19 protein-coding genes, 1 tRNA gene and 3 pseudogenes are annotated in these 24119 nt (G+C 70.3%); 13 read left to right on the top strand and 10 right to left on the bottom strand.

The window, feature by feature from the left end:
• Window positions 1-56: 56 nt before the first annotated feature.
• Window positions 57-1496, bottom strand: a complete 1440-nt coding sequence (locus JNW91_RS17615) for a pyridoxal-dependent decarboxylase (protein ID WP_238425190.1) — start codon at window positions 1494-1496, stop codon at window positions 57-59.
• A 241-nt stretch (window positions 1497-1737) separates the two neighbouring features.
• Here JNW91_RS17615 and JNW91_RS17620 point away from each other — a divergent pair.
• Window positions 1738-3971 (top strand): annotated as a pseudogene (locus JNW91_RS17620) (rhamnogalacturonan lyase family protein).
• 176 nt (window positions 3972-4147) lie between these two features.
• Here JNW91_RS17620 and JNW91_RS17625 read toward each other — a convergent pair.
• Complete coding sequence (locus JNW91_RS17625; RefSeq protein WP_309244404.1) at window positions 4148-5158, bottom strand: LLM class flavin-dependent oxidoreductase; 1011 nt, start codon at window positions 5156-5158, stop codon at window positions 4148-4150.
• Window positions 5159-5200: 42 nt separating this feature from the next.
• Complete coding sequence (locus tag JNW91_RS17630) at window positions 5201-5680, bottom strand: Lrp/AsnC family transcriptional regulator (protein ID WP_088949299.1); 480 nt, start codon at window positions 5678-5680, stop codon at window positions 5201-5203.
• Window positions 5681-5781: 101 nt separating this feature from the next.
• On the opposite strand from JNW91_RS17630, the pseudogene JNW91_RS33165 reads away from it, so the two are divergent.
• Window positions 5782-6027 (top strand): annotated as a pseudogene (locus JNW91_RS33165) (PLP-dependent transferase); the annotation flags it as partial.
• A gap of 134 nt (window positions 6028-6161) precedes the next feature.
• Window positions 6162-6941 carry a trans-sulfuration enzyme family protein gene (locus JNW91_RS17635; RefSeq protein ID WP_255545176.1) on the top strand — a complete coding sequence of 260 codons (780 nt, stop codon included), beginning with the start codon at window positions 6162-6164 and terminating at the stop codon, window positions 6939-6941.
• Window positions 6942-6951: 10 nt separating this feature from the next.
• Here JNW91_RS17635 and JNW91_RS17640 read toward each other — a convergent pair whose 3' ends face one another.
• From JNW91_RS17640 to JNW91_RS17650, 3 genes are all read right to left on the bottom strand, one after another.
• Window positions 6952-7602, bottom strand: coding sequence for an NAD-dependent epimerase/dehydratase family protein (locus tag JNW91_RS17640; protein WP_203176575.1), 651 nt, complete (start codon window positions 7600-7602; stop codon window positions 6952-6954).
• Between the two features lie 91 nt (window positions 7603-7693).
• On the bottom strand, window positions 7694-8443 hold the full coding sequence (locus JNW91_RS17645; RefSeq protein WP_203176577.1) for a transcriptional regulator: 750 nt from the start codon (window positions 8441-8443) through the stop codon (window positions 7694-7696).
• A gap of 31 nt (window positions 8444-8474) precedes the next feature.
• Window positions 8475-8557: transfer RNA gene (locus tag JNW91_RS17650), tRNA-Leu, on the bottom strand.
• 81 nt (window positions 8558-8638) lie between these two features.
• Between JNW91_RS17650 and JNW91_RS17655 the strand changes: the two genes are divergently transcribed.
• The 8 genes from JNW91_RS17655 (at window position 8639) to polA (ending at window position 18569) form a co-directional block, all read left to right on the top strand.
• Window positions 8639-9262 carry an ANTAR domain-containing response regulator gene (locus tag JNW91_RS17655; RefSeq protein ID WP_203176579.1) on the top strand — a complete coding sequence of 208 codons (624 nt, stop codon included), beginning with the start codon at window positions 8639-8641 and terminating at the stop codon, window positions 9260-9262.
• Window positions 9263-9314: 52 nt separating this feature from the next.
• Window positions 9315-10499, top strand: a complete 1185-nt coding sequence (locus JNW91_RS17660; RefSeq protein ID WP_203176581.1) for a hypothetical protein — start codon at window positions 9315-9317, stop codon at window positions 10497-10499.
• Between the two features lie 208 nt (window positions 10500-10707).
• On the top strand, window positions 10708-11874 hold the full coding sequence (locus JNW91_RS17665) for a branched-chain amino acid ABC transporter substrate-binding protein (RefSeq protein WP_203176590.1): 1167 nt from the start codon (window positions 10708-10710) through the stop codon (window positions 11872-11874).
• Between the two features lie 109 nt (window positions 11875-11983).
• Window positions 11984-12934 carry a branched-chain amino acid ABC transporter permease gene (locus JNW91_RS17670; RefSeq protein WP_309244405.1) on the top strand — a complete coding sequence of 317 codons (951 nt, stop codon included), beginning with the start codon at window positions 11984-11986 and terminating at the stop codon, window positions 12932-12934.
• Window positions 12931-14121, top strand: coding sequence for a branched-chain amino acid ABC transporter permease (locus JNW91_RS17675; protein WP_203176592.1), 1191 nt, complete (start codon window positions 12931-12933; stop codon window positions 14119-14121). The genes JNW91_RS17670 and JNW91_RS17675 overlap by 4 nt, the downstream gene beginning before the upstream one ends.
• Window positions 14114-15034 carry an ABC transporter ATP-binding protein gene (locus JNW91_RS17680; RefSeq protein ID WP_238425191.1) on the top strand — a complete coding sequence of 307 codons (921 nt, stop codon included), beginning with the start codon at window positions 14114-14116 and terminating at the stop codon, window positions 15032-15034. The genes JNW91_RS17675 and JNW91_RS17680 overlap by 8 nt, the downstream gene beginning before the upstream one ends.
• On the top strand, window positions 15024-15734 hold the full coding sequence (locus JNW91_RS17685; RefSeq protein WP_203176594.1) for an ABC transporter ATP-binding protein: 711 nt from the start codon (window positions 15024-15026) through the stop codon (window positions 15732-15734). The genes JNW91_RS17680 and JNW91_RS17685 overlap by 11 nt, the downstream gene beginning before the upstream one ends.
• A gap of 135 nt (window positions 15735-15869) precedes the next feature.
• Window positions 15870-18569, top strand: coding sequence for a DNA polymerase I (gene polA / locus JNW91_RS17690; RefSeq protein WP_203176596.1), 2700 nt, complete (start codon window positions 15870-15872; stop codon window positions 18567-18569).
• A gap of 160 nt (window positions 18570-18729) precedes the next feature.
• Here polA and JNW91_RS17695 read toward each other — a convergent pair.
• From JNW91_RS17695 to JNW91_RS17710, 4 genes and pseudogenes are all read right to left on the bottom strand, one after another.
• Window positions 18730-19074 (bottom strand): annotated as a pseudogene (locus JNW91_RS17695) (DUF3140 domain-containing protein); the annotation flags it as partial.
• The gene (locus JNW91_RS17700) at window positions 19067-19279 is read right to left on the bottom strand and encodes a hypervirulence associated TUDOR domain-containing protein (protein WP_203176600.1); all 213 of its coding nucleotides are present in this window, start codon (window positions 19277-19279) and stop codon (window positions 19067-19069) included. The pseudogene JNW91_RS17695 and the gene JNW91_RS17700, both read right to left, overlap by 8 nt.
• 35 nt (window positions 19280-19314) lie before the next feature.
• A complete protein-coding gene (locus JNW91_RS17705) occupies window positions 19315-19917 on the bottom strand; it encodes a Uma2 family endonuclease (RefSeq protein WP_238425193.1) in 603 nt (200 codons plus the stop codon).
• Window positions 19918-19974: 57 nt separating this feature from the next.
• Window positions 19975-20781 (bottom strand): class I SAM-dependent methyltransferase, encoded by an 807-nt coding sequence (locus JNW91_RS17710; protein ID WP_203176602.1) that lies wholly within the window; start codon window positions 20779-20781, stop codon window positions 19975-19977.
• Between the two features lie 382 nt (window positions 20782-21163).
• On the opposite strand from JNW91_RS17710, the gene rpsA reads away from it, so the two are divergent.
• Both rpsA and coaE read left to right on the top strand, forming a co-directional pair.
• Entirely contained in the window at window positions 21164-22666 is a 1503-nt protein-coding gene (gene rpsA, locus JNW91_RS17715) for a 30S ribosomal protein S1 (RefSeq protein ID WP_238425194.1), read from the top strand.
• 170 nt (window positions 22667-22836) lie between these two features.
• On the top strand, window positions 22837-24119 hold a 1283-nt coding region (gene coaE, locus JNW91_RS17720; RefSeq protein WP_309244406.1), incomplete at its 3' end, for a dephospho-CoA kinase.

Below are 24119 nucleotides of genomic sequence, written 5' to 3' on the forward strand. Positions count from 1 at the left end.
GTGCGGGGGAGGGCGTGCGGGGGGCGGGCGGAGCGCGGCGGGGATAGCGTGCGGGCTTAGGGGGTGCGCAGGTCGTCGGCGGCGGCGGCGAGCAGTTTCCACGCCTCGTCGACGTGCGCCTCGGTGCTCTGCGGTGCGCCGACAGCCAGCCGCAGCGTGTACCGGCCGGCGACCCGGGTGTGCGTCAGGTGTACCCGTCTGGTGTGGTTGACCCGGGCGAGCATCTCGGCGTTGGTGTCGTCGTCGGCGCGCAGCCGGAAGCAGACCAGCGCGAACGGGTGGGCCGCGACCACCTCGAAGCGGTCGTCGGCGCGGACCCGGTCGGCGAACCGGGCGGCCAGCGCCACCCCGGAACGGATGTGTGTCCGCAGCCCTTCGGCGCCGTACCAGCGCAGCACGAACCACAGCTTCAGTGCCCGGAAACGGCGGCCCAGCGGCACCTGCCAGTCCCGGTAGTCGATCACGGCGCCGGACTCGGTGGCCGCGTTGCGCAGGAACTCCGGCAGCACGGTCAGCGCCTCGACCAGCTCGGCGCGGTCGGCCACCCAGAACGCGTCGCAGTCGAAGCCGGTGAGCAGCCACTTGTGCGGGTCGAAGCAGTACGAGTCGGCGTACTCCAGGCCGGCGTGCGACCAGCGCAGCTCGGGACAGACGGCGGCGGAGCCGGCGTACGCGGCGTCGACGTGCAGCCAGATGCCGTACTCGGCGCAGATGGCTCCGATCTCCGGCACCGGGTCGACGGCGGTGGTGGAGGTGGTGCCGATGGTGGCCACCACGATGGCGGGGACGTCGCCGGCTGCCAGGTCGGCCTCGATCGCGGCGCGCAGCGCGGCCGGCCGCAGGGCCTGGCTGTCCGGGTCCACCTCGATCGAGCGGACCCCGTCGGCGCCCAGCCCGGCGATCCGCGCGGCCTTCTCGATGGAGGAGTGCCCGTGGGCGGAGGTGTACGCCCGGTAGCGCCGGTCGATGCCGGTCGCGCGCCAGCGGCCTTGGCTGGCCCGGTGCAGCGCGGCCAGGGTGGCCACCAGGGTCGCCGAGGACGCCGAGTCCTGGATCACCCCGCCGCCGTTGCCGGTGGAGCGGAACCGGTGCGGCAGGTCCAGCAGTTGGGCCAGCCAGTCCATCAGGACCGTCTCCAGTTCCGTGCAGGCGGGGCTGGTGGCCCAGAGCATGCCCTGGACGCCGAGCCCGGAGCTGACCAGGTCGCCGAGCACGCTCGGCCCGGACGTGTTGGCCGGGAAGTATCCGAAGAAGCCCGGGTGCTGCCAGTGGGTCAGGCCCGGTACGACGATCGAGTCCAGGTCGGCGAGGACCGCTTCGACCGGTTCGCCGCCGACGGTGGGCGGCGCACCGGGCAGGGCTGCCGCGACGGTGCCGGGCGGGTCGGTCGGGGTGACCGGCCGTTGCTCCACGGTGGCCCAGTAGTCGGCGATCCAGTCGATGACGGCGTATCCGGCGCGGCGGAACTCGTCGGGGCTCATGTGGGGAGCGCTCATCCACACGAGTTGATCAGGCAACGCTCGTCGGGGCAAGACCTGAGGCAGGCAACGATCGTCGATGTTGCGTAGTGGAAAGCGCTTGCCCTACGATGCGGCTTGAGTCGGATCCGTGAGTTTCAGGGCGTTCACCCCCGATCAGATCGCCGTCCGTCGCCGTCGCGGCGGGGCCAGTCCACCGTGCTTCCCGGGCAGGGCCGGTGGACCACAGCGGTCACCACCGGATCTCCGGAGGCAGTTCATGCACCCGTCCAGACATCGGCTGATCCTGCTCGCCGCGTCGACGGCGGCAGCCGTCGTGGCCGGCACCGTCGGCGCGGTCGTCGCTTCGGCCGCCGCCGTCGGCTGCCGCGTCGACTACCAGGTCGCCAACCAGTGGCAGGGCGGCTTCGGCGCCAACGTCACCGTCACCAACCTCGGCGACCCGGTCACCGGCTGGGCGCTGACCTGGTCGTACGCCGGCGGCCAGCAGGTCACGCAGGCGTGGAGCGCGGCCGTCACCCAGTCCGGTGCGCAGGTCACCGCGCGCAACGTCGACTACAACGCCGCCATCGCGACCAACGGCACCGCCGCGTTCGGCTTCAACGCCTCGTGGAACGGCAGCAACCCGGCACCGGCCAGCTTCGCGCTCAACGGTGTCACCTGCACCGGCGCGCCGACCACGCCGCCGCCGACCACGCCGCCGCCGACCACGCCGCCGCCGACCACGCCGCCGCCCACCGGCAGCAGCGGCCTGCAGATGGAGAACCTCGACCGAGGGCTTGTCAGCGTCCGCTCCGGCAGCGGCAACCTGGTCTCCTGGCGACTGCTCGGCACCGAGACCTCCGGGGTGACGTTCAACCTCTACCGGGGTTCGACCAGGGTCAACACCACACCGATCACGGCAGCGACGTCCTATCTCGACAGTGGCGCGGCGGCCGGCTCGACGTACACCGTGCGGGCCGTGGTGGGTGGTGCCGAACAGGCCGCGTCGGCACCCGCCCTCCAGTTCGGCAACGGCTACCTGGACGTGCCGTTGCAGGTCCCGGCCGGCGGCAGCACGCCCAGCGGTGAGAGCTACACCTACAGCGCCAACGACGCCTCCGTCGGCGACCTCAACGGCGACGGCAGCTACGAGATCGTGCTCAAGTGGGACCCGTCGAACGCCAAGGACAACTCCCAGTCCGGCTACACCGGCAACGTCTACGTCGACGCGTACACCCTCACCGGCACCCGGTTGTGGCGCGTCGACCTGGGCCGCAACATCCGCGCCGGCGCCCACTACACCCAGTTCCAGGTGTACGACTACGACGGTGACGGCCGCGCCGAGGTGGCCATGAAGACCGCCGACGGCACCCGCTCCGGCACCGGCCAGGTCATCGGATCGTCGTCAGCGGACCACCGCAACTCCAGCGGTTACGTGCTCGCCGGGCCCGAGTACCTCACCATGTTCGACGGGCGCACCGGCGCGGTGCTCTCCACCGTCAACTACGATCCGCCGCGCGGCACCGTGTCGTCCTGGGGCGACTCGTACGGCAACCGGGTCGACCGGTTCCTCGCCGGCACCGCCTACCTCGACGGGCAGCGGCCCTCCCTGATCATGGCCCGGGGCTACTACACCCGCGCGGTGATCGCGGCCTGGGACTTCCGCGACGGCACGCTGCGCAAACGCTGGACGTTCGACTCGAACTCCTCCGGCAACGGCGCCGCCGCCGGTCAGGGCAACCACCAGCTCTCCGTCGCCGACGTCGACGCGACGGCCGCCAGGAGATCGTGTACGGCGCCGCCACCATCGACGACAACGGTCGGCTGCTCTACTCGACGGGCAACGGGCACGGCGACGCCCTGCACGTCTCCGACCTCGACCCGGGTCGCGCCGGCCTGGAGGTGTTCAAGGTCGACGAGGACGCCAGCAAGCCGAGCTCCTGGTTCGCCGACGCCCGTACCGGTCAGATTCTCTGGTCCACGCCGGCTTCGGGCGACAACGGCCGGGGTGTCTCGGCGGACATCTGGGCGGGCAGCCCGGGCGCCGAGTCGTGGTCGTCGGCGGTCGCCGGGCTGGCCAACACCCGGGGGCAGAACGTCGGTCGCAAGCCGTCGTCGGCCAACTTCCTCGCCTGGTGGGACGGCGACCCGGTGCGGGAGTTGCTCGACGCCACGAGGATCGACAAGTACGGCACCGGCGGTGAGACCCGGCTGCTCGACGGCAGTCAGGTGGCGTCCAACAACGGCACCAAGTCCACGCCGGCGCTCTCCGGCGACATCCTGGGTGACTGGCGTGAGGAGGTGATCTGGCGGACCACCGACAGCCGGGCGTTGCGCATCTACAGCACGCCCATCCCGACCAGCACCCGGATCCACACACTCATGCACGACCCGCAGTACCGGGTGGCGGTCGCCTGGCAGAACACCGCCTACAACCAGCCGCCGCATCCGGGGTTCTTCATCGGTGACGGGATGACCGTCCCGCCGCCCCCGAACATCTACCTACGGTGATCTGAGTCCAGGGTGGCAGGCACCGGGCCGCAGCCGCGGAATCCGCTCAGCTCCGGCCCGGTGCGCCACACCGCGGCATTCCCGACCCGTCCCGACCGGGAATGCCGTACCACCACCGGCACCTACGTTAGGCACCGTCCGGGTCGCGGGGGTGACGCTGACGTGAAGATCGTGTTTCACGCGCGCTGGCGCAGGCCGCCCGCCACCTGTTCGGCGATCAGCTCGTACGAGCGCACCCGGTCTTCGACGTCGTACACCAGCGTGGTCAACATCAGCTCGTCCGCGCCGGTGCGCTCCTGCAACTCGGTCAGCTGCCGACGCACCGTCTCCGGCGAGCCCATCGCCTGACCGTCGCGGCGCTGCAGGACGAACTCGCGCTCGATCTCGGTGTACGGGTACGCCGCCGCCTCGTCGGGCGTCGACAGCGGCTCCGGTCGGCCGGAGCGCAGCTTCAGAAACGACAGGGCGCTCGGCCCGGCCAGCCACTCGGCGCGCTCGTCGGTGTCCGCGCAGACCGCGTTGACCGCCACCATCGCGTACGGCTCGTCCAACCACTGCGACGGCCGGAAGTTCTGCCGGTACAGCGCCAGCGCCGGCAGCGTGTTCGCCGAGCTGAAGTGGTGCGCGAAGGAGAACGGCAGGCCGAGCAGACCGGCGAGTTGGGCGCTGAAACCGCTGGACCCGAGCAGCCACACGGCCGGCTGCTCACCCCGACCCGGGGTGGCGATGATCTGTCCCGGCTTGTCCCCGCTGAAGTAGTTCATCAGGTCGGCCAGCTCGCGGGGGAAGCCCTCCGCAGACAGGCCCTCCATGGTGCGGCGCAACGCCAGCGCCGTCACCTGGTCGGTGCCCGGCGCCCGACCGATGCCCAGGTCGATCCGGCCCGGGTGCAGCGCCTCCAGGGTGCCGAACTGCTCGGCCACCACCAGCGGCGCGTGGTTGGGCAGCATCACCCCGCCCGATCCGAGGCGGATCGTCGAGGTGTTCGCGGCCAGGTGCGCCAGCAGCACCGCGGGGGCGGAGCTGGCGATCGCCGGCATGTTGTGGTGCTCGGCCACCCAGAACCGGTGGTAGCCCAACTCCTCGGTGCGCCGGGCCAGCTCGGTCGTGGCACGCAACGCCGCGCCGGCGGTGGCGCCCTTCGCGACCGGGGCAAGATCAAGAACAGACAACGGTACGGTGATCACACGTTGTGCCAACTCCCCGGCCTGCCCGTTCATTCCTGCCGCTCAGCCCATCCCGCGCGCCTGCTCGAAGATCAGACTGGTCTGGGTGTGCTGCACCACCGGGTCGACCGCGAGATGGTCCAGCACGAAGTCACGCAGCGCGTCACCGGACGCCGCCCGCACGTGCAGCACGTAGTCCTCCGCGCCGGCCACGTGGAACACCGACACCACCCCCGGCAGCCGCACCGACCGGGCCCGGAACGCGTCCACCGCCGCCCGCTCGTGCGCGGTCAACCGCACCGACACCAACGCCTGCAACGGCAGACCCAGCGCGGCCGGATCCACCTCCGCGTGGAACCCGCGGATCGCGCCGCGCTCACGCAGCGCCCGTGTACGGGTCAGGCAGGTCGACGGCGCCACACCCACCCGCTCGGCCAGGGCGTTGTTCGGCAGCCGGCCGTCCGCCGCCAACTCGGACAGGATCGCGCGATCCACCTCGTCCAGGGCCGGATACGGCCGCACATCGTTCGGCTCAGGGGGCATTCCACCATCATCGCCCGAACACCTCGATGAAAACAGCCCCACCGGCAGAATGATCTGCCGAACCATTGCCCTCGAACCGGTGGATGTTCGACCCTACCCCCATGACGACGGTGGACACCCGAGCCGTACACGCCGGCCGCGACGACCTGCGCGCCCTCGGCGTGCACGTACCACCGATCGACCTCTCCACCACCAACCCGCTGCCATCGGTCGACGACGGCGGTGCCGCCTACGAACAACTCGCCACCGGCGGGCCCCTCCCCGCCGACGGCAGCGCCGTCTACCAACGGCTCTGGAACCCGACCGTCGCCCGCTTCGAAACGGCCCTCGCCGACCTGGAAGGCACCGACCAGGCCGTCGCCTTCGCCAGCGGCATGGCCGCCCTCACCGCCACCCTGCTCGCCGCCACGCGCGACGACGCCGACACGTCGTCGCCGTCCGACCCCTGTACGGCGGCACCGACCACGTCCTCGCCACCGGGCTGCTCGGCACCACCGTCACCTGGGCACACCCCGACCAGGTCACCGCGGCACTGCGACCCGACACCGCGCTGGTCATCGTCGAGACACCCGCCAACCCCACCCTCGACCTCGTCGACATCGCCGCCCTCGCCACCGCCGCCGGCCACATCCCCCTGCTCGTCGACAACACCGTCGCCACCCCCGTACTCCAGCAACCCGCCCGACACGGCGCCGCCCTCGTCCTGCACAGCGCCACCAAGAGCATCGGCGGACACGGCGACGTCCTCGCCGGCGCCGTCGCCTGCGACACCCACTGGGCCACCCGGCTACGCCAGGTCCGCGCCGTCACCGGCGCGATCCTGCACCCGCTCGGCGGCTACCTGCTGCACCGCGGCCTGCAAACCCTGCCGCTGCGGGTCCGCGCCCAGCAGGCCAGCGCCGAGAAACTCGCCGGCTGGCTCGCCGACCACCCCGCCGTACACCGGGTGCACCACCCCTCGGTGCACGACCCGGCAGCGCTGGTCGGCCGGCAGATGGCCGGCCCCGGCAGCCTGCTCGCCTTCGAGGTACGCGGCGGCGCACCCGCCGCGGCCGCCGTCGCCGGCGCCTGCCGGCTGATCACCCACGCGGTGTCCCTCGGCGGCGTGGACACCCTCATCCAGCACCCGGCGTCACTCACCCACCGGCCGGTCGACGGCGACGCGAAACCCGCCGCCAACCTGCTGCGCCTCTCGGTCGGCCTCGAAGACCCCGAGGACCTGCGCGTCGACCTCGCCCAGGCCCTCGACACGATCGCCTGACCGGCGCCGATCACCTCAACTCGCGGTTGCCCAACACCCGACGCGGCGAACCCTGCCGAGCCACCCGCAGCATCGCCCGACCGATTCCGTCGGTGGTGGTGACCTGGTTCGGCAGCAGCCGACGCAACACCGGGAACAGCGGCCGCGTGATCGCGTACCCCAACCGATACCACCGGGTCTTCGACACCGCCCCGTACGTCGGCTGGATGAAACCGGGCCGCGCCGCGTAACCGTTGGGCAGCAGGTCGAGGATCGCGTTCTCGGTACGACCCTTCACCCGCGCCCACATCACCCGGCCCCGCTCCGACGAATCGGTACCGACACCCGAAACGTAGACGAACGTGACCTGCGGGCTCACCTCCGCCAACAAGCGCGCCGCCGCAAGCGGGTAGTCGTAGCTGACCCGTGTGTACGCGGCCTCGTCCAGACCCAAGGAGGACACACCCAGGCAGTAGAAACACGCGTCCACACCGGTGAACTCGGCGCGCACCGCGTCCAACTCGCCCACGTCCGCGACCGTCAGCTCCCGCAGCTTCGGGTCCCGCCGACCGGTCGGCCTCCGGCCGACGGTCACCACCTCCCGCACGTCCTCGGCGAGCAGACACTCGCGCAACACGCCCTGACCGACCATGCCGGTCGCGCCGAAAATGACCACCCGCATCGGTTCCCACCCTGTCGTCGACCCGCCGCCGGCCAACCCGCCCGCGTCCCGGGCCAGGCTCCCACGCCCGGCACGACCCGAGTGGCGGCGGTCAGGACTTCGGGCCGACGTGCCGGTCCAGCGCGACGACAGCGTCGCGGCGCGCCACCGACAGGCAGTCGCGCCGGTTCATCCGCCAGGAGATGCCGAGCAGGTCGAGGCCCCACTGGCAGAGCCCCATGATGTCGCTCGACTCGTTGACGAACATGTAGCGCGGATAGACGTACGTCCTGCCGCGCACGGTCACCCGGTTGGCGAACCGGCGGCCGTCGGAGTGGAACAGGCCACGCAGGAAGTCGCCCGGGTGGCTCTCGATGATCGGGCGTTGCCAGTCGGTCAGGACGATCGGGCGGTGGTGCTTCCTGCCGGGCCCGTGCTGGGGGAGCAGGCACGGCCAGTGGGTGCCACTGCTCTCGACCGAGATGCAGCCATGCTTGGGGATCCTCTGGACGCGTGCCGCCAGCACGGCGCGCATGGCCGCCTCGCACGCGTCCAGGAGATTCGGATGGTCCGTCGTGCAAGCGATCCTAAGCACCGGCACCTTCGGTGAAACGGCCAGATGGCCGTCGCCCAGGTAGAGGCCGAGCAAGTAGGCGTAGGCGGCGGGGTCGGTCGGATTCTCGACATCCGGCAGGCAGCGGAAGCACCGTAGCTCCGTGCCGAGCCTCGCCCGTTCGGGTCGATCGACGCACCAGTGCCAAAGCGTGGTGTAGGGCAATGAGAGGGTGCGAGCTACTGCGTGGATGTTGTGTCCGCGAGCGCGGAGAGCGCGGGCCTGTGCCCGCATCTGCGGTGGGTGCACGCCCACATCATCGAACAGGTGTATGACAGAGTGCCGGGAGCGGGATTCGAACCCGCAAGCCCTTTCGGGCAGAAGTGTTTGAGACTTCCGTGTATGCCGTTCCACCATCCCGGCGGGTGGCGCTTACTGTACCCGACTACTCTCATGCGGGAGCATGGGTGGTGGCCGTGCAGTGATCGATGGTGGGAGTGGCTGGTGGCTGAGATGCCGACGGATGCCGAGCGCAGGCGCGTACTGATCGCCGAGGACGAGGCGCTGATCCGGCTGGACCTCGCCGAGATGCTTGTCGAAGAGGGCTACGAGGTGGTGGGTGAGGCCGGCGACGGCGAGACCGCCGTCCGCCTCGCCGAGGAGTTGAAGCCCGACCTGGTCATCCTCGACATCAAGATGCCGATCATGGACGGGCTGGCCGCCGCCGAGCGGATCGCCGCCGCGCGGATCGCCCCGGTGATCATCCTGACCGCGTTCAGCCAGCGTGATCTGGTGGAGCGGGCGCGGGCCGCCGGCGCGATGGCGTACCTGGTGAAGCCGTTCCAGAAGAGCGACCTGGTCCCGGCCGTGGAGATCGCGCTGTCGCGGTACTCGGAGGTCGCGGCCCTGGAGGCGGAGGTCGCCAGCCTGACCGACCGCCTGGAGATCCGCAAGACGGTGGAGCGCGCCAAGGGCGCGCTGATGACGACGTACGGGATGACCGAGCCGCAGGCGTTCAAGTGGATCCAGCGCACGGCGATGGACCACCGGATGACCATGAAGGAGGTCGCCGAGCGGATCCTCGCGGAGACCGCCGGCGGTGAGGTGGCGCAGCAGCCGACCATCTGATCCGCCGCGGCGCGGGCCGCGTCGGGATGGTCGGATCGATAGCATCACATGCGTGTCGGTCCGGCGTGTGATCGCGGTGTTCGGGGTCGTGGTCGCCCTGCTCGCTGGCTGTCGGGCCGGCCGGGACGAAAGTCCTCCGGAGCCGGTCCGGCCGCGGTGGGAGGCGTCGCATCTGCCGGTGCCGCCGGGTTCCGCCGGTCGGCTCGTGGTGCGTGACGCGACGGCCTGCGCGGGTCGGTGGTACGTGGTCGGCGCGGTGGGTGGGCCGGATGGCGCGACCCGTCCGGCCGCGTGGGGCAGCGCGGACGGCCGCACCTGGGCATCGCTGCCGCTGCGTCCGATCAGTTACTACGGCGAGCGGGCGATCCTGTACGCCGTCGGTTGTCATGAGGGGCGGGTCGCGGTCGTCGGGGCGCGGGCGGGTGGCGCGCACGGCAATCCGCGGGTTCGGACGTGGCGGCAGGACGCGGACGGCGGTCTGACCGAGGTGCCGGCCGAGTTCGAGGTGTACGGCGGGCCGGAGGCGGTCAGCGCGAGTCGTATCGCGGGTGGCGCCCGTGGTTGGTTGATCGCGGGAGCCCGCACGGGTGGCGCCGCGGTGTGGCGTTCCCCGGACGCGGCCGACTTCCAGCTGGTCGACGGTGCTGTGGGGCTGGCCAGCGATGCGGGTTTGACGACGCTCGCCACGGACGCGTTGGCGATGCCAGATGGCTGGTTGGTCGGTGGTGGGGGACGGCCGGCGGATCGGGCCGATCGTGATCCGTTTGTCTGGTTCTCCGCTGACGGCCGGTCGTGGACGCGGTTGGCGCTGCCGGCGACGGGCGAGGACGAGATCGTGCAGCGTCTCGTGCGGGTCGGTTCGAGCGTGTACGCCGTGGGGGTGCGGGGGAGCGGGTTCCAGGCGTGGGTCGCCGAGCCGGCGGGTGCGGCGACGAGTGCCGGGACGTGGCGGGCGGTGGGCCGTTTCGGGGCGACGGGCACGGGTGCGGTGGCCGGTGTGGAGGCGGCGGCCGGTGGTGGTGCCGGGGTGTTGGCGATGACGGTAGCGGCCGGTGGCCATCGGCTGTGGCGGTCCGCCGCGGGTGGCTCGTCGTGGGTGCCGGTGGCGCTGCCGGTGGATGTTTTCGCTGGTGGGGACACGTCGGCGGCGGTCGCGGTGTGGGACGGTCGGATGGTGGTCACCGTCGATGACGGGGTGGCGGCGCGGGTGTGGTTCGCGCCCTCTGCGGCCGTCTGACCGGTTGTCGACACCGTCGATGTGACATCTAAACGCGAAGTTCCCCGCGTCTGGTAACGGTTGAGTCAATGCCGCCTACGACACCTTACGGTGAGTAGTGCTTCTGGGATAACGTCCCGCCCCAGACCGGGTGAACGGTCCGGTCCGTTGTCGCCTCCGGCGTTCTGCCAGGCGGCATCGGGCTTCTGGACGGAGGAGGGTTCCAGCCTTGAGGCAAAACTTCGTGCGCGTCCTCGGCAGCGTCGCCATCGCGGCGCTCGTTGTCGGCGGCGCCAGCGCATGTAAGAAGGACGAGGGCACGTCGGGTGGTTCCGCCAACAAGGCGTGCGACCTCAAGATCGGTTTCTTCGGGGCGCTCTCCGGCGCCGACGCCGGCCTGGTGACCCCGATGAAGCAGGGCGCCGATCTCGCCGTGGAGAAGTACAACGCGGAGAACGCGGACTGCAAGGTCACCGTTCAGGCGTTCGACTCGCAGGGCAAGGCCGACCTGGCCGGTGGTCTGGCGACCAGCGCGGTGGCCGACTCGAAGATCGTGGCGATGATCGGTCCGGCGTTCTCCGGTGAGAGCGAGGTCGCGCTGCCGCTCTTCGACACCGCGGGTCTGTCGAGCATCACCCCGTCGGCCACGCGGCCGAGCCTGTCGTCGAAGGGCTGGAAGGTCTTCCACCGGGGTGTGGGTAACGACTTCTCCCAGGGCCCGGCGATCGCCAGCTACATCAAGAACGTGCTGAAGGCGCAGAAGGCGTTCGTCATCGACGACCAGTCGGCGTACGGCGCGGGTCTGGCCGACGAGGCCAAGAAGGGCCTCGGTTCGCTGGTCATCGGCACCGACAAGGTCGTCGACAACGCGCAGGAGTTCGGTGCGCAGATCTCCAAGGTGAAGACCAGCGGCGCGACGGTGCTGTTCTACGCGGGTTACACCGAGGAGGCGGCGCCGTTCCTGAAGCAGCTGCGGGCCGCGGGCTGGACCGGCACGTTCATCGGTGGTGACGGCATCAACGACGCCAACATGCTGTCGGTTGCTGGTCAGAAGGACGTCGAGGGCACCATCGCCACCTGCCCGTGTGGCCCCGCCACCGCGGCCAAGGGCACCTTCGTGACCGACTTCAAGGCCAAGTACAGCGTGGACCCGGGCGTGTACGCGGACGTGTCGTTCGACCTGGCCAACATCTACCTGGAGGCGATCAAGGCTGGCAAGACCACCCGCGCCGACATCCAGGCATTCCTCTCCTCCTACAACAAGGCTGGCTCCGCCTCGGGCGTGACCTACAAGTGGGAGGCCAACGGCGAGCTGGACCCGGCGCAGGTCAAGGTGTGGGCCTTCAAGGCGACCGCCGGTGCGTGGGCTCCGGACGTGGAGGTCCCGAAGGCCTGATCCCTTTGGGGTCACAGGTTTGAGGGCGTGACGAACAGAGTTGTTTCGATGCGGTCGGGGTGCGCAACCCCGGCCGCATCGGCTCAACGCAACACCCTTCGGAGCATCGGTGGACTTTGCAGAACTCGTCCGGGGCTTCCCGGAACTGACCACAACCGGGTTGGTGCAGGGTGCGATCTACGCGCTCATCGCCCTCGGCTACACCCTCGTTTACGGCGTACTTCGCCTCATCAACTTCGCGCACTCCGAGGTCTTCATGATCGGCACGTTCGGTGCCATCTGGACCTGGGCGGCCTTCGGGCTCGATAGCAACAGCGGCGCCCCGTCGGTGGGTCGCTCCCTGCTTCTGATCGCACTGGCGATCGTGGCCGCCGCGCTGCTGTCCGGCAGTGTCGCGCTCCTGATCGAGGTTACCGCCTACCGTCCGCTACGGCGGCGCAACGCGCCGCCACTGGCCTTCCTGATCACGGCCATCGGCGCGTCGTACGCCCTGATGGAGCTGATGGGGACGCTGACCCAGCGTCGTCAGGTCGGCTCGCCGGCTCTGCTGCCCGCTGACACGTTGTTCAGCATCGGTGGCTGGAGCGTGACGCCCGTGCAGATGCTGACGCTGAGCGTGGCCATCCTCATGATGGTCGGGCTGGACTGGTTCGTTAACCGCACCCGCTTCGGCAAGGGCATCCGCGCGGTCGCGCAGGACGCCAACACCGCCGCTCTGATGGGTGTCAACAAAAGCCGCGTGATCGCGCTGGTCTTCGTGCTGGGTGGCCTGATGGCCGGTGTGGCCGCTGTCTTCAGTGACATGAAGAGCGGTAACACCCGGTACAACATCGGCTTCCTGCTCGGGCTCAAGGCGTTCTCCGCCGCGGTGCTGGGCGGTATCGGCAACCTGCGGGGCGCGGCGATCGGCGGCGTTCTGCTCGGTCTGGTCGAGAACTACGGGTCGGCGCTGTTCGGCTCGCAGTGGCGGGATCTCATCGCGTTCGTCGTGCTGATCGTCCTGCTGATGTTCCGGCCGACCGGTCTGCTGGGCGAGTCGTTGGGGAGGGCGCGGGCATGACCGCTGTGCGAGAGCGCTGGCACTCCGCTTCGAGTGCCATCGGTCGGCGGGTCGACGGGCTGCCGAAGTCCGCCCGGATCACCGGGTTGCTGGCCTTCATCGCCTTCCTCTACATCCTGCCGAACAAGTGGTTCTACGAGTACCTGAACATTCCGGGTGTGTGGATTCCGCTGTACACCACGCGCAACGACATGGCGGCGGTGCTGTTCTACTGCGCGTGGATCGTGCTGCTGTCGCTCGGTCTCAACGTGGTGGTGGGGTACGCGGGTCTGCTGGACCTGGGCTTCTTCGGCTTCTTCGCGGTCGGCGCGTACACCGTGGCGTTGTTGACGTCGCCGGAGAGCAAGCTCATCACCGAGTACAACTGGCTGGAGAGTCCGTGGCCGTGGTTGGTCACGGTGCCGATCGCGATCGCCCTGGCGTTGCTGTCCGGTGTGCTGCTGGGCGCTCCGACTCTGCGGCTGCGCGGTGACTACCTGGCGATCGTGACGCTCGGCTTCGCCGAGATGATCCGGATCATCGCGAAGAACCAGGACTGGATCCTCAACGGTGACCGGGGCATCCCGCAGGTGGGGCACCCGCCGGGCAACTACCCGGACGGGACGGCCATCTTCCAGTTCGAGTTCAAGCCGTACTACTGGCTGCTGCTCACCGTGATCATCGGTGCCGTCTTCCTGATCCGTAACCTGGCCAACAGCCGGGTGGGTCGGGCCTGGGTGGCGATCCGTGAGGACGAGGACGCGGCGGAGCTGATGGGCGTGCCGACGTTCCGGTTCAAGCTGTGGGCGTTCGCGATCGGCGCTGCCGTCGGTGGTCTGTCCGGCACGTTGTGGGCCGGTCAGGCCAACTTCGTGAACTCCTCGACGTTCTCGTTGGAGAATTCGATCCTGGTGTTGGCGGCGGTGCTGCTCGGTGGTGCGGGCAGCATCGGCGGCGCGATCCTCGGTGGCTTCCTGGTCATCTACATTCCGGAGTGGCTGCGGTCGGTGGGTGACGTGTTCGGTCTGCCGGAGACGGCCACCGTCTTCGGTAACGACTTCGACGTGAGCCCGACGTCGTTGCGCTACTTCATCTTCGGGATTCTGCTGATCATCGTGATGATCTTCCGACCGCAGGGTCTCTGGCCGAACCGGCGGCGGGCCGCCGAGCTCAAGGACCGGCAGAAGGAGGTGGCTGTCGTTGAGTGAGCCACGGATGGGCAGCGAGCGCGACGCCACCAGCGAGCGCGACATGGCGATCGACGCGCGGACGACGGTGGGTAGCCCCCCGGAGACGTCGTCGACGCCGGACGAGGCCGTCGGCGAGCCGGCCCCGGCGACCGACGGTCGTAAGCCGCTGTTGGAGGTCGACCACGTCACGCTGCGGTTCGGCGGCGTGGTGGCCCTCAACGACGTCAACTTCACCCTCTACGAGGGGGAGATCCTCGGGCTGATCGGCCCGAACGGCGCGGGCAAGACCACCTGCTTCAACGCGATGACGGGCGTGTACACCCCGACGACCGGGCAGATCCGGTTCCGGGGCGAGAAGGTCAGCGGCCGGAAGCGGTTCCAGATCACCAAGCTGGGCATCGCGCGTACGTTCCAGAACATCCGGCTCTTCCCGGAGATGACGGCGCTGGAGAACGTGCAGGTCGGTGCGGACGCCAACCACAAGACCAGTGTGCCGAGCGCCCTGCTGCGGTTGCCGCGGCACTGGCGCGAGGAGCGGCAGGGCAGGGAGAAGGCCCGCGAGCTGCTGGACTTCGTCGGCATCGAGGGTCGCGCCGGCGACCTGGCGCGCAACCTGTCGTACGGCGACCAGCGTCGGCTGGAGATCGCCCGTGCGTTGGCCACCGATCCCACCCTGCTCTGCCTCGACGAGCCGGCGGCCGGCTTCAACCCGGCCGAGAAGGTGGCCCTGCTCCAGCTGATCCGCAAGATCCGCGACTCCGGGGTGACCGTCCTGCTGATCGAGCACGACATGCGACTGGTCATGGGCGTGGTGGACCGGCTGGTGGTGCTGGAGTTCGGGCAGAAGATCGCCGAGGGATCGCCGGCCGACGTGCGCGACGACCCCAAGGTGATCGCTGCCTACCTGGGAGGTGTCGAGGATGCTGCTTGAGATCGACAACCTGAAGCTGCTCTACGGCCGTATCGAGGCGTTGCACGGCATCAGCCTGCACGTCGATCAGGGCGAGATCGTGGCGCTGATCGGCGCGAACGGCGCCGGCAAGACCACGACCATGAAGGCGATCTCGGGGCTGCACGCCATCTCCGGGGGCAGCATCCGGTTCGACGGCGCCGACGTCAGCCGGCTGCGCGCCGACCTGCGGGTGATCCGGGGGATCGGGCAGTCGCCCGAGGGCCGTGGTGTCTTCCCCGGCATGACCGTGCTGGAGAACCTGGAGATGGGGGCCTACACCCGCAAGGACAAGGCCGACATCGCCAAGGACCTGGCGATGGTGTTCGACCTGTTCCCGCGGCTGGCCGAGCGGCGTAAGCAGGCCGGTGGCACGCTCTCCGGCGGTGAGCAGCAGATGCTGGCGGTGGGCCGGGCGCTGATGACCCGTCCGAAGCTGCTGCTGCTGGACGAGCCGTCGATGGGGCTGGCGCCCAAGTTGATCCAGCAGATCTTCGAGATCATCACCCGGATCAACGAGCAGGGCACCACGATCCTGCTGGTCGAGCAGAACGCTCAGCAGGCGCTCTCCCGGGCGCACCGGGGGTACGTGTTGGAGACCGGTCGGATCGTCAAGGAGGGCACCGGTCAGGAGCTCCTGCACGACCCGGCGGTCAAGGAGGCGTACCTCGGCGTGGCCTGAGCTACCCGTGCGGCGGCCGGTCACCCCTCGCGGGGTGGCCGGCCGCGGCCGTTGTGGCCGGGCTGTCCGTTTTGGCGTCGGCTCGCGCGGTGCCGCCGGCCAGGGATGTCGGTGCGACGGACTAGAGTCGCTGCCGTGACAGCTACGACGCCGCGCCTGCTTCTCGTCGACGGACATTCCCTGGCATACCGGGCTTTCTTCGCCCTGCCGGTGGAAAACTTCTCCACCACGACGGGTCAGCCGACCAACGCGGTGTACGGCTTCACCTCGATGCTGATCAACGTGCTGCGCGACGAGCAGCCCACCCACATCGTCGTCGCCTTCGACGTCTCCCGCCGCTCCTTCCGCACCGAGAAGTACGCGGAGTACAAGGCCGGCCGCAGCGAGACCCCGACCGACTTCAAGGGGCAGGTCAGCCTCGTCAAGGAGGTCCTGGCCGCGCTGCAGATCCCGGTGGTCGAGATGGAGGGCTACGAGGCCGACGACGTCATCGCCACGCTCGCCTGCCAGGCCCGTGACCAGGGCATGACGGTGCTGATCAGCACCGGCGACCGGGACGCGTTCCAGCTGGTCGGCGACCAGGTCACCGTGCTCTACCCGCGCAAGGGCGTCTCCGACCTGGCCCGGATGGACCCGGCGGCGATCGAGGCGAAGTACGGCGTCGGGCCGCAGCAGTACCGCGACCTGGCCGCGCTGGTCGGTGAGACCAGCGACAACCTGCCCGGCATTCCGGGCGTCGGCCCGAAGACCGCCGCCAAGTGGATCACCACCTACGGCGGGGTGGAGGGTGTGATCGCCCGCGCCGACGAGATCAAGGGCAAGGCCGGCGACAGCCTGCGTGAACGTCTCGCCGATGTGATCCGCAACTACGAGATCAACCGTCTGGTGTCCGACCTGGAGCTGCCGCTGCGCCCGGAGGACACCCGGTGGACCGGCTGGGACCGGGAGGCGGTGCACCAGGTCTTCGACACCCTGGAGTTCCGCATCCTGCGCGACCGGCTCTACCAGTACCTGGAGGCCGTCGAGCCGGAGGCCGAGTCCGGTTTCGACCTCACCGGTGAGGTGCTCACCGAGCCGGGCGCGTTGGCCGGCTGGCTGGCCACGCACGCTCCGGTCGGCACCCCGGTCGGTCTGGCCGTCAAGCTCGACACCGGCCCCAACCGCCGGCACACCGCCTCGATCACCGGCCTGGCGCTGGCCACCGCCGGCGGCGCGGCGGCGTGGGTCGACCCGGCGGGGCTCGACGCGACCGACGAGGGCGCCCTGGCTGGCTGGCTGGCCGACGCGCAGCGACCCAAGGTGCTGCACGACAGCAAGCCCGCCGTGCTGGCCTGCGCCGCGCACGGCTGGGAGTTGGCCGGCATCCAGCGCGACACCCAGATCGCCGCGTACCTGGCCCGTCCCGACCAGCGGTCCTACGACCTGACCGACCTCGCGCTGCGCTACCTGCACCGGGAGCTGCGCGTCGACGTCCCGGAGTCCGGTCAGCTGACCCTCGACGGGCTGGGCGACGAGGGTGTTGTCGAACAGAACCTGATGCTCCAGGCCCGCGCCACCCTTGATCTGGCCGACGCGATCGACGCCGAGCTGTCCCGTGACGGCGAGCAGTCCGCCCGGCTGATGGCGGGGGTGGAGCTGCCGTTGATGCGGGTGCTGGCCGGCATGGAGCGCACCGGCATCGCCGCCGACACGCACTATCTCTCCGAACTGGAGGCGCACTTCGCCGCCGAGGTGAAGGCCGCCGCGCAGGGCGCGTACGAGGCGGTGGGTCGGGAGTTCAACCTGGGCTCGCCCAAGCAGTTGCAGGAGATCCTCTTCACCGAGTTGGGCCTCCCGAAGACCAAGAAGATCAAGACGGGCTACACCACCGACGCGGACGCCCTGCAGTGGCTCTACGCGCAGCAGCCGCACCCGGTGCTGGCCCACCTACTGCGCCACCGCGACGTCGCCAAGCTCAAGTCGACCGTGGACGGTCTGCTCAAGTCGGTCTCCGACGACGGCCGCATCCACACCACGTTCAACCAGACGGTGGCCGCCACCGGGCGGCTCTCCTCCACCGAGCCCAACCTGCAGAACATCCCGATCCGCACCGAGGAGGGCCGGCGGATCCGCCGCGCGTTCGTGGTCGGCGAGGGCTACGAGTGCCTGCTCACCGCCGACTACAGCCAGATCGAGATGCGCATCATGGCGCACCTCTCCTCGGACGACGCGCTGATCGACGCGTTCAACTCCGGAGCCGACTTCCACGCCGCCACCGCGTCGTCGGTGTTCGGGGTGCCGGTCGACGAGGTCACCCCCGACCAACGTCGCAAGATCAAGGCGATGAACTACGGCCTGGCGTACGGGCTGAGCGCGTTCGGCCTCTCCCAGCAGCTCGGCATCAACACCGAAGAGGCGCGCGGGCTGATGGAGAACTACTTCGCCGGCTTCGGCGGCGTCCGCGACTACCTGCACCAGGTGGTCGCCCGGGCCCGCCAGGACGGCTACACCTCGACCATCCTGGGTCGCCGCCGCTACCTGCCCGACCTGGGCAGCGACAACCGGCAGCGCCGTGACATCGCCGAGCGGATGGCCCTCAACGCCCCGATCCAGGGCTCGGCGGCGGACATCATCAAGGTCGCGATGTTGCACGTCGACACCGCGCTGGGCGAGGCCGGGCTGCGCTCGCGGATGCTGCTCCAGGTGCACGACGAGCTGGTCTTCGAGGTCGCTCCCGGTGAGCGCGAGGCGTTGGAGGCGCTGGTCCGGCACGAGATGGGCGCGGCGTACCCGCTGTCGGTGCCACTGGAGGTGTCGGTGGGCGAGGGCCGGGACTGGAACAGCGCTGATCACTGATTTTGCTGGTTGCGTTGGGGGATCCGGGGCAACCCGACCCGCTCCGGGCGGTCAGGCTTGATCCCTGCGCGGGTCGGGCTGCCCCGGAATCCCGACGTGTTCACTCCGGTCGCGGTGCTGCCGGCCGTCTTCCTGTGGGTCTGATCTTGCGTTGCGGTTACTTCAGGGGGTCGTGGCCCCAGTTCATGAGGGACCAGCGCCACTTCGTGTCGCGTACGTCGCCGGAGGGGCGTTGGGCCATGTGCCGGCGGACGTAGCCGACCACCTTGCGCATGTGCTTGTAATCGCCCTCGGACAGGTCGGCGCGCTTGCGACGCAACAGGTCGATGATCCTTCGACCGGATTCGTGTCCGACGGACTCGCCGCCGCCGGAGCGGCCGCCCTTGTGCCAGCCGACCTGCTTCGACTCGTCGGTTTCCAGCCAGGAGGACAACTCGCGGGGCTTCATGTTCACCGCCTCGGTGAACTCCCGGTAGGTGTCCTGGCCGTCGTCACCTCTACTCATGACGCAGCGCCTCCGGGCGGTGGGCCACGTCGCGGCCCGTTCCGTCGCTGCGCACCCGGTACTGCGGGTCGTCGGAGGCCGCGTTCACGGCCCGCCCGCGGATCCGCGTCCGCTCGGTGATCTCCTCCTGCACCACGCCGTACGCGCGGCTTCCGTGGGCCGACCAGGAGACGTGGTCGCCCTTGTGGAACCTCTGTTCGGCCATGCCCTCGGCTACCCGACCACGTCGGGGTGAAACGACTAGGGGGTGATCTCGGCGACCGGCAGTTTGATGTCGAACGGCTCGGCCACCTCGATCACGTCGGCGCCGTCGGCGACCAGCTCGTACTGCCGCTCACCGCCCGGACCGACCCGGTCGCCGATCCGGTACGCGTAGACGTGCACCGGGTCCTGCTCGATCCGCCAGTAGAAGGGGATGCCGGCGGCGGCGTACTCCCCGGGCTTCGCGAACCGGTCGATCCGTCGCGTGCCGGGCGAGAGGATCTCCACGGCGAGCACGACATCCGCCGGGCGTAGCGAGGACCGGTCGGACGGCACGTCGGCGCGGCACAGGAGGACATCCGGCTGCCGGCTGGTGTTAGGGCTGAGCCCGACTCCGACCGCCTGGGAGACACGCAGGTGAGCCGGAGTGTGCGAGTGAAACCACAGACGTAACAGGAACGAGATGTCCTGATGGCCCAGGGTGGGGGAGGGTGTCACCTGGATAACTCCGTCGACGAGTTCGACGCGGGGGGCGTCGTCCGGCAGGGCGAGCAGGTCCTCCAGCGTGTAGTCGGCACGCTGCTGCCGCATCGGGTCCGGACACCAGGGGCCAGGTGATGTCGGGATGGGCTCGGCGCTCATGGGACCGAGCCTACCGGCGATCGATGGGACGCAGGTCGGACCGTGGGTGCGACGCGCTCACTCGAACGGCTTTTCGGTGACGAAGATGGCGGTGCCGGGGAACAGCCGTCCGCGCAGCGGGCTCCACTGCCCCCAGATCCCCTCGTGTCCCTCCGGCCACTCCGGCTCCACGAGGTCCACCAGCCGGAACCCGGCGCCGACCAGCTCGCGGATCCGGTCGCCCAGGGTGCGGTGCTGCTCGACGTAGGTGGCCACGCCGGTGTCGTCCTGCTCGACGTAGGGGGAGCGGTCGAAGTACGAGTGCACGGCCGTCAGGCCGCCCTCGCCGGGGTCGTCGAGAAAGATCCACCGCATCGGGTGGGTCACCGAGAACACCCACCGGCCGCCCGGGCGCAGCACCCGGTGCACCTCGGCGTGCAGCACCGCCGAGTCGTCCACGAACGGGATCGCGCCGAACGCGGTGCAGGCGAGGTCGAACGACCGGTCGGCGAACGGCAGGGCGAGCGCGTCGGCCTGCACCAGCGGTACGCGTACCCCGGTGCGGTCGGCGGCCTCGGCGGCGTGCCGCAACATGCCGCCGGACAGGTCGAACGCGACCGGCCGGGCGCCCTGGGTGGCGAGCCAGCGGGCGGCGGCCGCGGCGCCGCAGCCCACCTCCAGCACCCGCCGCCCCGACACGTCGCCGAGCAGCCGGGCGTCGGCCTCCCGCAGGCCCTCCGGGCACCAGACGAAGTCCACGTCGCCGAGGAACGCGCCGTGTTCGGCCTGGTAGTCGTCGGCGTCGGTGTCCCACCAGCCGCGGTTGGCGCGCCGGGCCTCGGCGTCACCCACCCGGCGCCGGGTCACCCGGCTGTCGTCATCCACCCGCCCACGCTAGGCCCCGCCCACCCCGGATGGGGACGGCGGCGCGTCGACGATCCGCGCGACTTCGGGAGCTGGTGCGGCCGGGACCACTGTGACGCACGAGACAGCAGTGCCGGTTTCCGGGCGATTGTTCGGCTTTCGCAGGTCGTCGCACCCAGAGAAGCCGGGAGGGCTTGCACGCTGTGGTAATGCGCACGGTAGGCTAGACGATGCGCTCGCGGATCGCGTTGCCTCGGCAGGGAGCAGGTGCGCGGTCGACGGAGCCACATCATGATCTCACTTGGCGATCGTTCGGTGTGCCCGGCGACGGATCCGCTGGCGCGAACAGGTCACTGCGACACCAGCCTGCTGTGACAACCCACCGACCGGAGCAACCGCCCACATGACGAGCAGCATCGAGGCCCCCTCGAGCGCCACCCGGGTCACCCACGACGATCTCGGTTCCGAGGAGGCTTTCCTCGCCGCGATCGACGAGACCATCAAGTACTTCAACGACGGCGACATTGTCGAAGGCACCGTCGTCAAGGTCGATCGGGACGAGGTCCTGCTCGACATCGGCTACAAGACCGAGGGTGTCATTCCCTCTCGGGAGTTGTCGATCAAGCACGACGTGGACCCCGCCGAAGTTGTGACGGTTGGCGACCACATCGAGGCCCTGGTCCTCCAGAAGGAGGACAAGGAGGGTCGTCTGATCCTCTCCAAGAAGCGGGCGCAGTACGAGCGGGCCTGGGGCACGATCGAGAAGATCAAGGACGAGGACGGCGTCGTCCGCGGCTCGGTCATCGAGGTGGTCAAGGGTGGCCTCATCCTCGACATCGGGCTGCGGGGCTTCCTGCCCGCGTCCCTGGTCGAGATGCGGCGCGTGCGCGACCTGCAGCCGTACGTCGGGCGGGAGCTCGAGGCCAAGATCATCGAGCTGGACAAGAACCGCAACAACGTGGTCCTGTCCCGCCGGGCCTGGCTGGAGCAGACGCAGTCCGAGGTGCGCACCGAGTTCCTCAACAAGCTGCAGAAGGGCCAGGTCCGCAAGGGCGTCGTGTCCTCGATCGTCAACTTCGGCGCGTTCGTGGACCTCGGCGGCGTCGACGGTCTGGTGCACGTCTCCGAGCTGTCCTGGAAGCACATCGACCACCCGTCCGAGGTCGTCGAGGTGGGCCAGGAGGTCGAGGTCGAGGTCCTGGACGTCGACCTGGACCGCGAGCGGGTCTCGCTGTCGCTGAAGGCGACGCAGGAGGACCCGTGGCGGCAGTTCGCCCGCACCCACGCGATCCAGCAGATCGTGCCGGGTAAGGTCACCAAGCTGGTGCCGTTCGGCGCGTTCGTCCGGGTGGACGACGGCATCGAGGGCCTGGTCCACATCTCCGAGCTGGCCGAGCGCCACGTGGAGATCCCGGAGCAGGTCGTCCAGGTCGGCTCCGAGGTCATGGTCAAGGTCATCGACATCGACCTGGAGCGTCGCCGGATCTCGCTGTCGCTCAAGCAGGCCAACGAGGGCTTCGTCGAGGGCGAGGAGCACTTCGACCCGACCCTCTACGGCATGGCCGCGACGTACGACGCCGAGGGCAACTACATCTACCCGGAGGGCTTCGACCCGGAGACGGGCGAGTGGCTCGAGGGGTACGACAAGCAGCGCGAGACCTGGGAGAACCAGTACGCCGAGGCTCGTCAGCGTTGGGAGGCCCACACCAAGCAGGTGCAGACCTCTCGGGCCGCCGACGCCGAGGCCGCTGCCAACCCGACTCCGGCCGTCCCGGCCGCCGCTGGGGGCGGCACCACCTCCTCGTCCAGCCCGGCCCCGAGCCGGCAGGCCGAGGAGCCGGCCGGCACGCTGGCCACCGACGAGGCGCTCGCCGCTCTGCGGGAGAAGCTCGCCGGCGGTAAGTGACCCGCTGAACGACGACGGGCCCCGTCCCCGCGATCTTCGGATCCGCCGGGGGCGGGGCCTTCGCCGTACCCGCCGGTCGCGCCGCCACGCGCGCCCGGCGCATGGGCGCGCCCGATCCGGGATCCGGTGGCCTCCGGGGCGTCGTGCTGCCGCTTCTTCCTGGATCGAGCGTGATCATCGACGCTCCCCGCCGCCGCGAGCCGGGTTTGGCGGCGGGGCTGATGATCCGGTTGACTGGTCCGGTGCTGAGGGTGGGATTGACCGGTGGGATCGGGTCGGGCAAGAGTGCGGTGGCCGCGCGGCTCGTCGAGCGGGGCGCGGTGCTCATCGACGCCGACCAGATCGCCCGGGAGGTCGTCGCGCCCGGCAGCGCGGGCCTGGCCGAGATCGTCGCCGCCTTCTCCGACCGGGTGCTGAACGCCGACGGCGCGTTGGACCGGGCCGCGCTGGGCGCGGTGGTGTTCGCCGACGAGGCCGCCCGCCGCCGGCTGGAGGCCATCACCCACCCTCGGGTCCGGGCCCGTACCGCCGAGCTGACGGCCGCGGCGGCACCCGACGCCATCGTCGTCAACGACGTGCCGCTGCTCGTCGAGGTCGGCCTCGCGCCCACGTACCACCTGGTGATCGTGGTGCAGACGGCCGTGCCGACCCGACTGGAACGGTTGGCGCGCACCCGGGGGATGGACCACGCGGAGGCCGAGCGGCGGATCGCCGCGCAGGCCGACGACGCCCGCCGTCGTGCGGTGGCGGACGTGGTGCTGACCAACGACGGGACCCTGACGGCGCTGCACGCCGCCGTCGACGCGCTCTGGGAGCAGCGCCTGCTGCCCTACGCGCGTAACCTGCGGGCGCGGCGGGTGGTCCCGCCGACCCGGATCGACGTGGCCGAGGCCGACCCGACGTGGCCCGAGCAGTACGCCCGGCTTGCCGCCCGCATCCGGCACGCGCTCGCCCCGGCCGGATACCGGATCGACCACATCGGCGCGACCGCCGTGCCCGGCCTCGCCGCCAAGGACGTCATCGACGTGCAGGTGGCTCTGCCCAACCTCGCCGACGCCGACGGGACGCTCACCGACCGACTGGCGAACGCCGGGTTTCCCCGGGTGCCGGGGCAGTGGTGGGACGATCCGCGTCCGGCCGGCAGTGGCCGCTGGGAGAAGCGGCTGCACGGCAGCGCGGACCCGGCCCGCCCGGTGCGCCTGCATCTGCGGACGGCCGACTCGCCGGGGTGGCGGTACGCGTTGCTGATGCGCGACCACCTGCGGGCGACCCGGATCAGCGGTCCGCGTACCTGCTGCTCAAGCGGGAGTTGGTCGACGCGGCACCGGGCGCCAGCGGGTCCGGGACGGCGCGTGACCCGTGGTTCGACGAGGAGTACCTGCGCGCCGAGCAGTGGGCCGCGCAGACCGGCTGGACGCCCTGAGGGCCACGGCTCGTCGGGGCGGTCAGCGGG

Origin of the sequence: Micromonospora parastrephiae (genome assembly GCF_016802865.1) — a bacterium.
In the GTDB taxonomy this organism is placed as follows: Bacteria; Actinomycetota; Actinomycetes; order Mycobacteriales; family Micromonosporaceae; genus Micromonospora; species Micromonospora parastrephiae.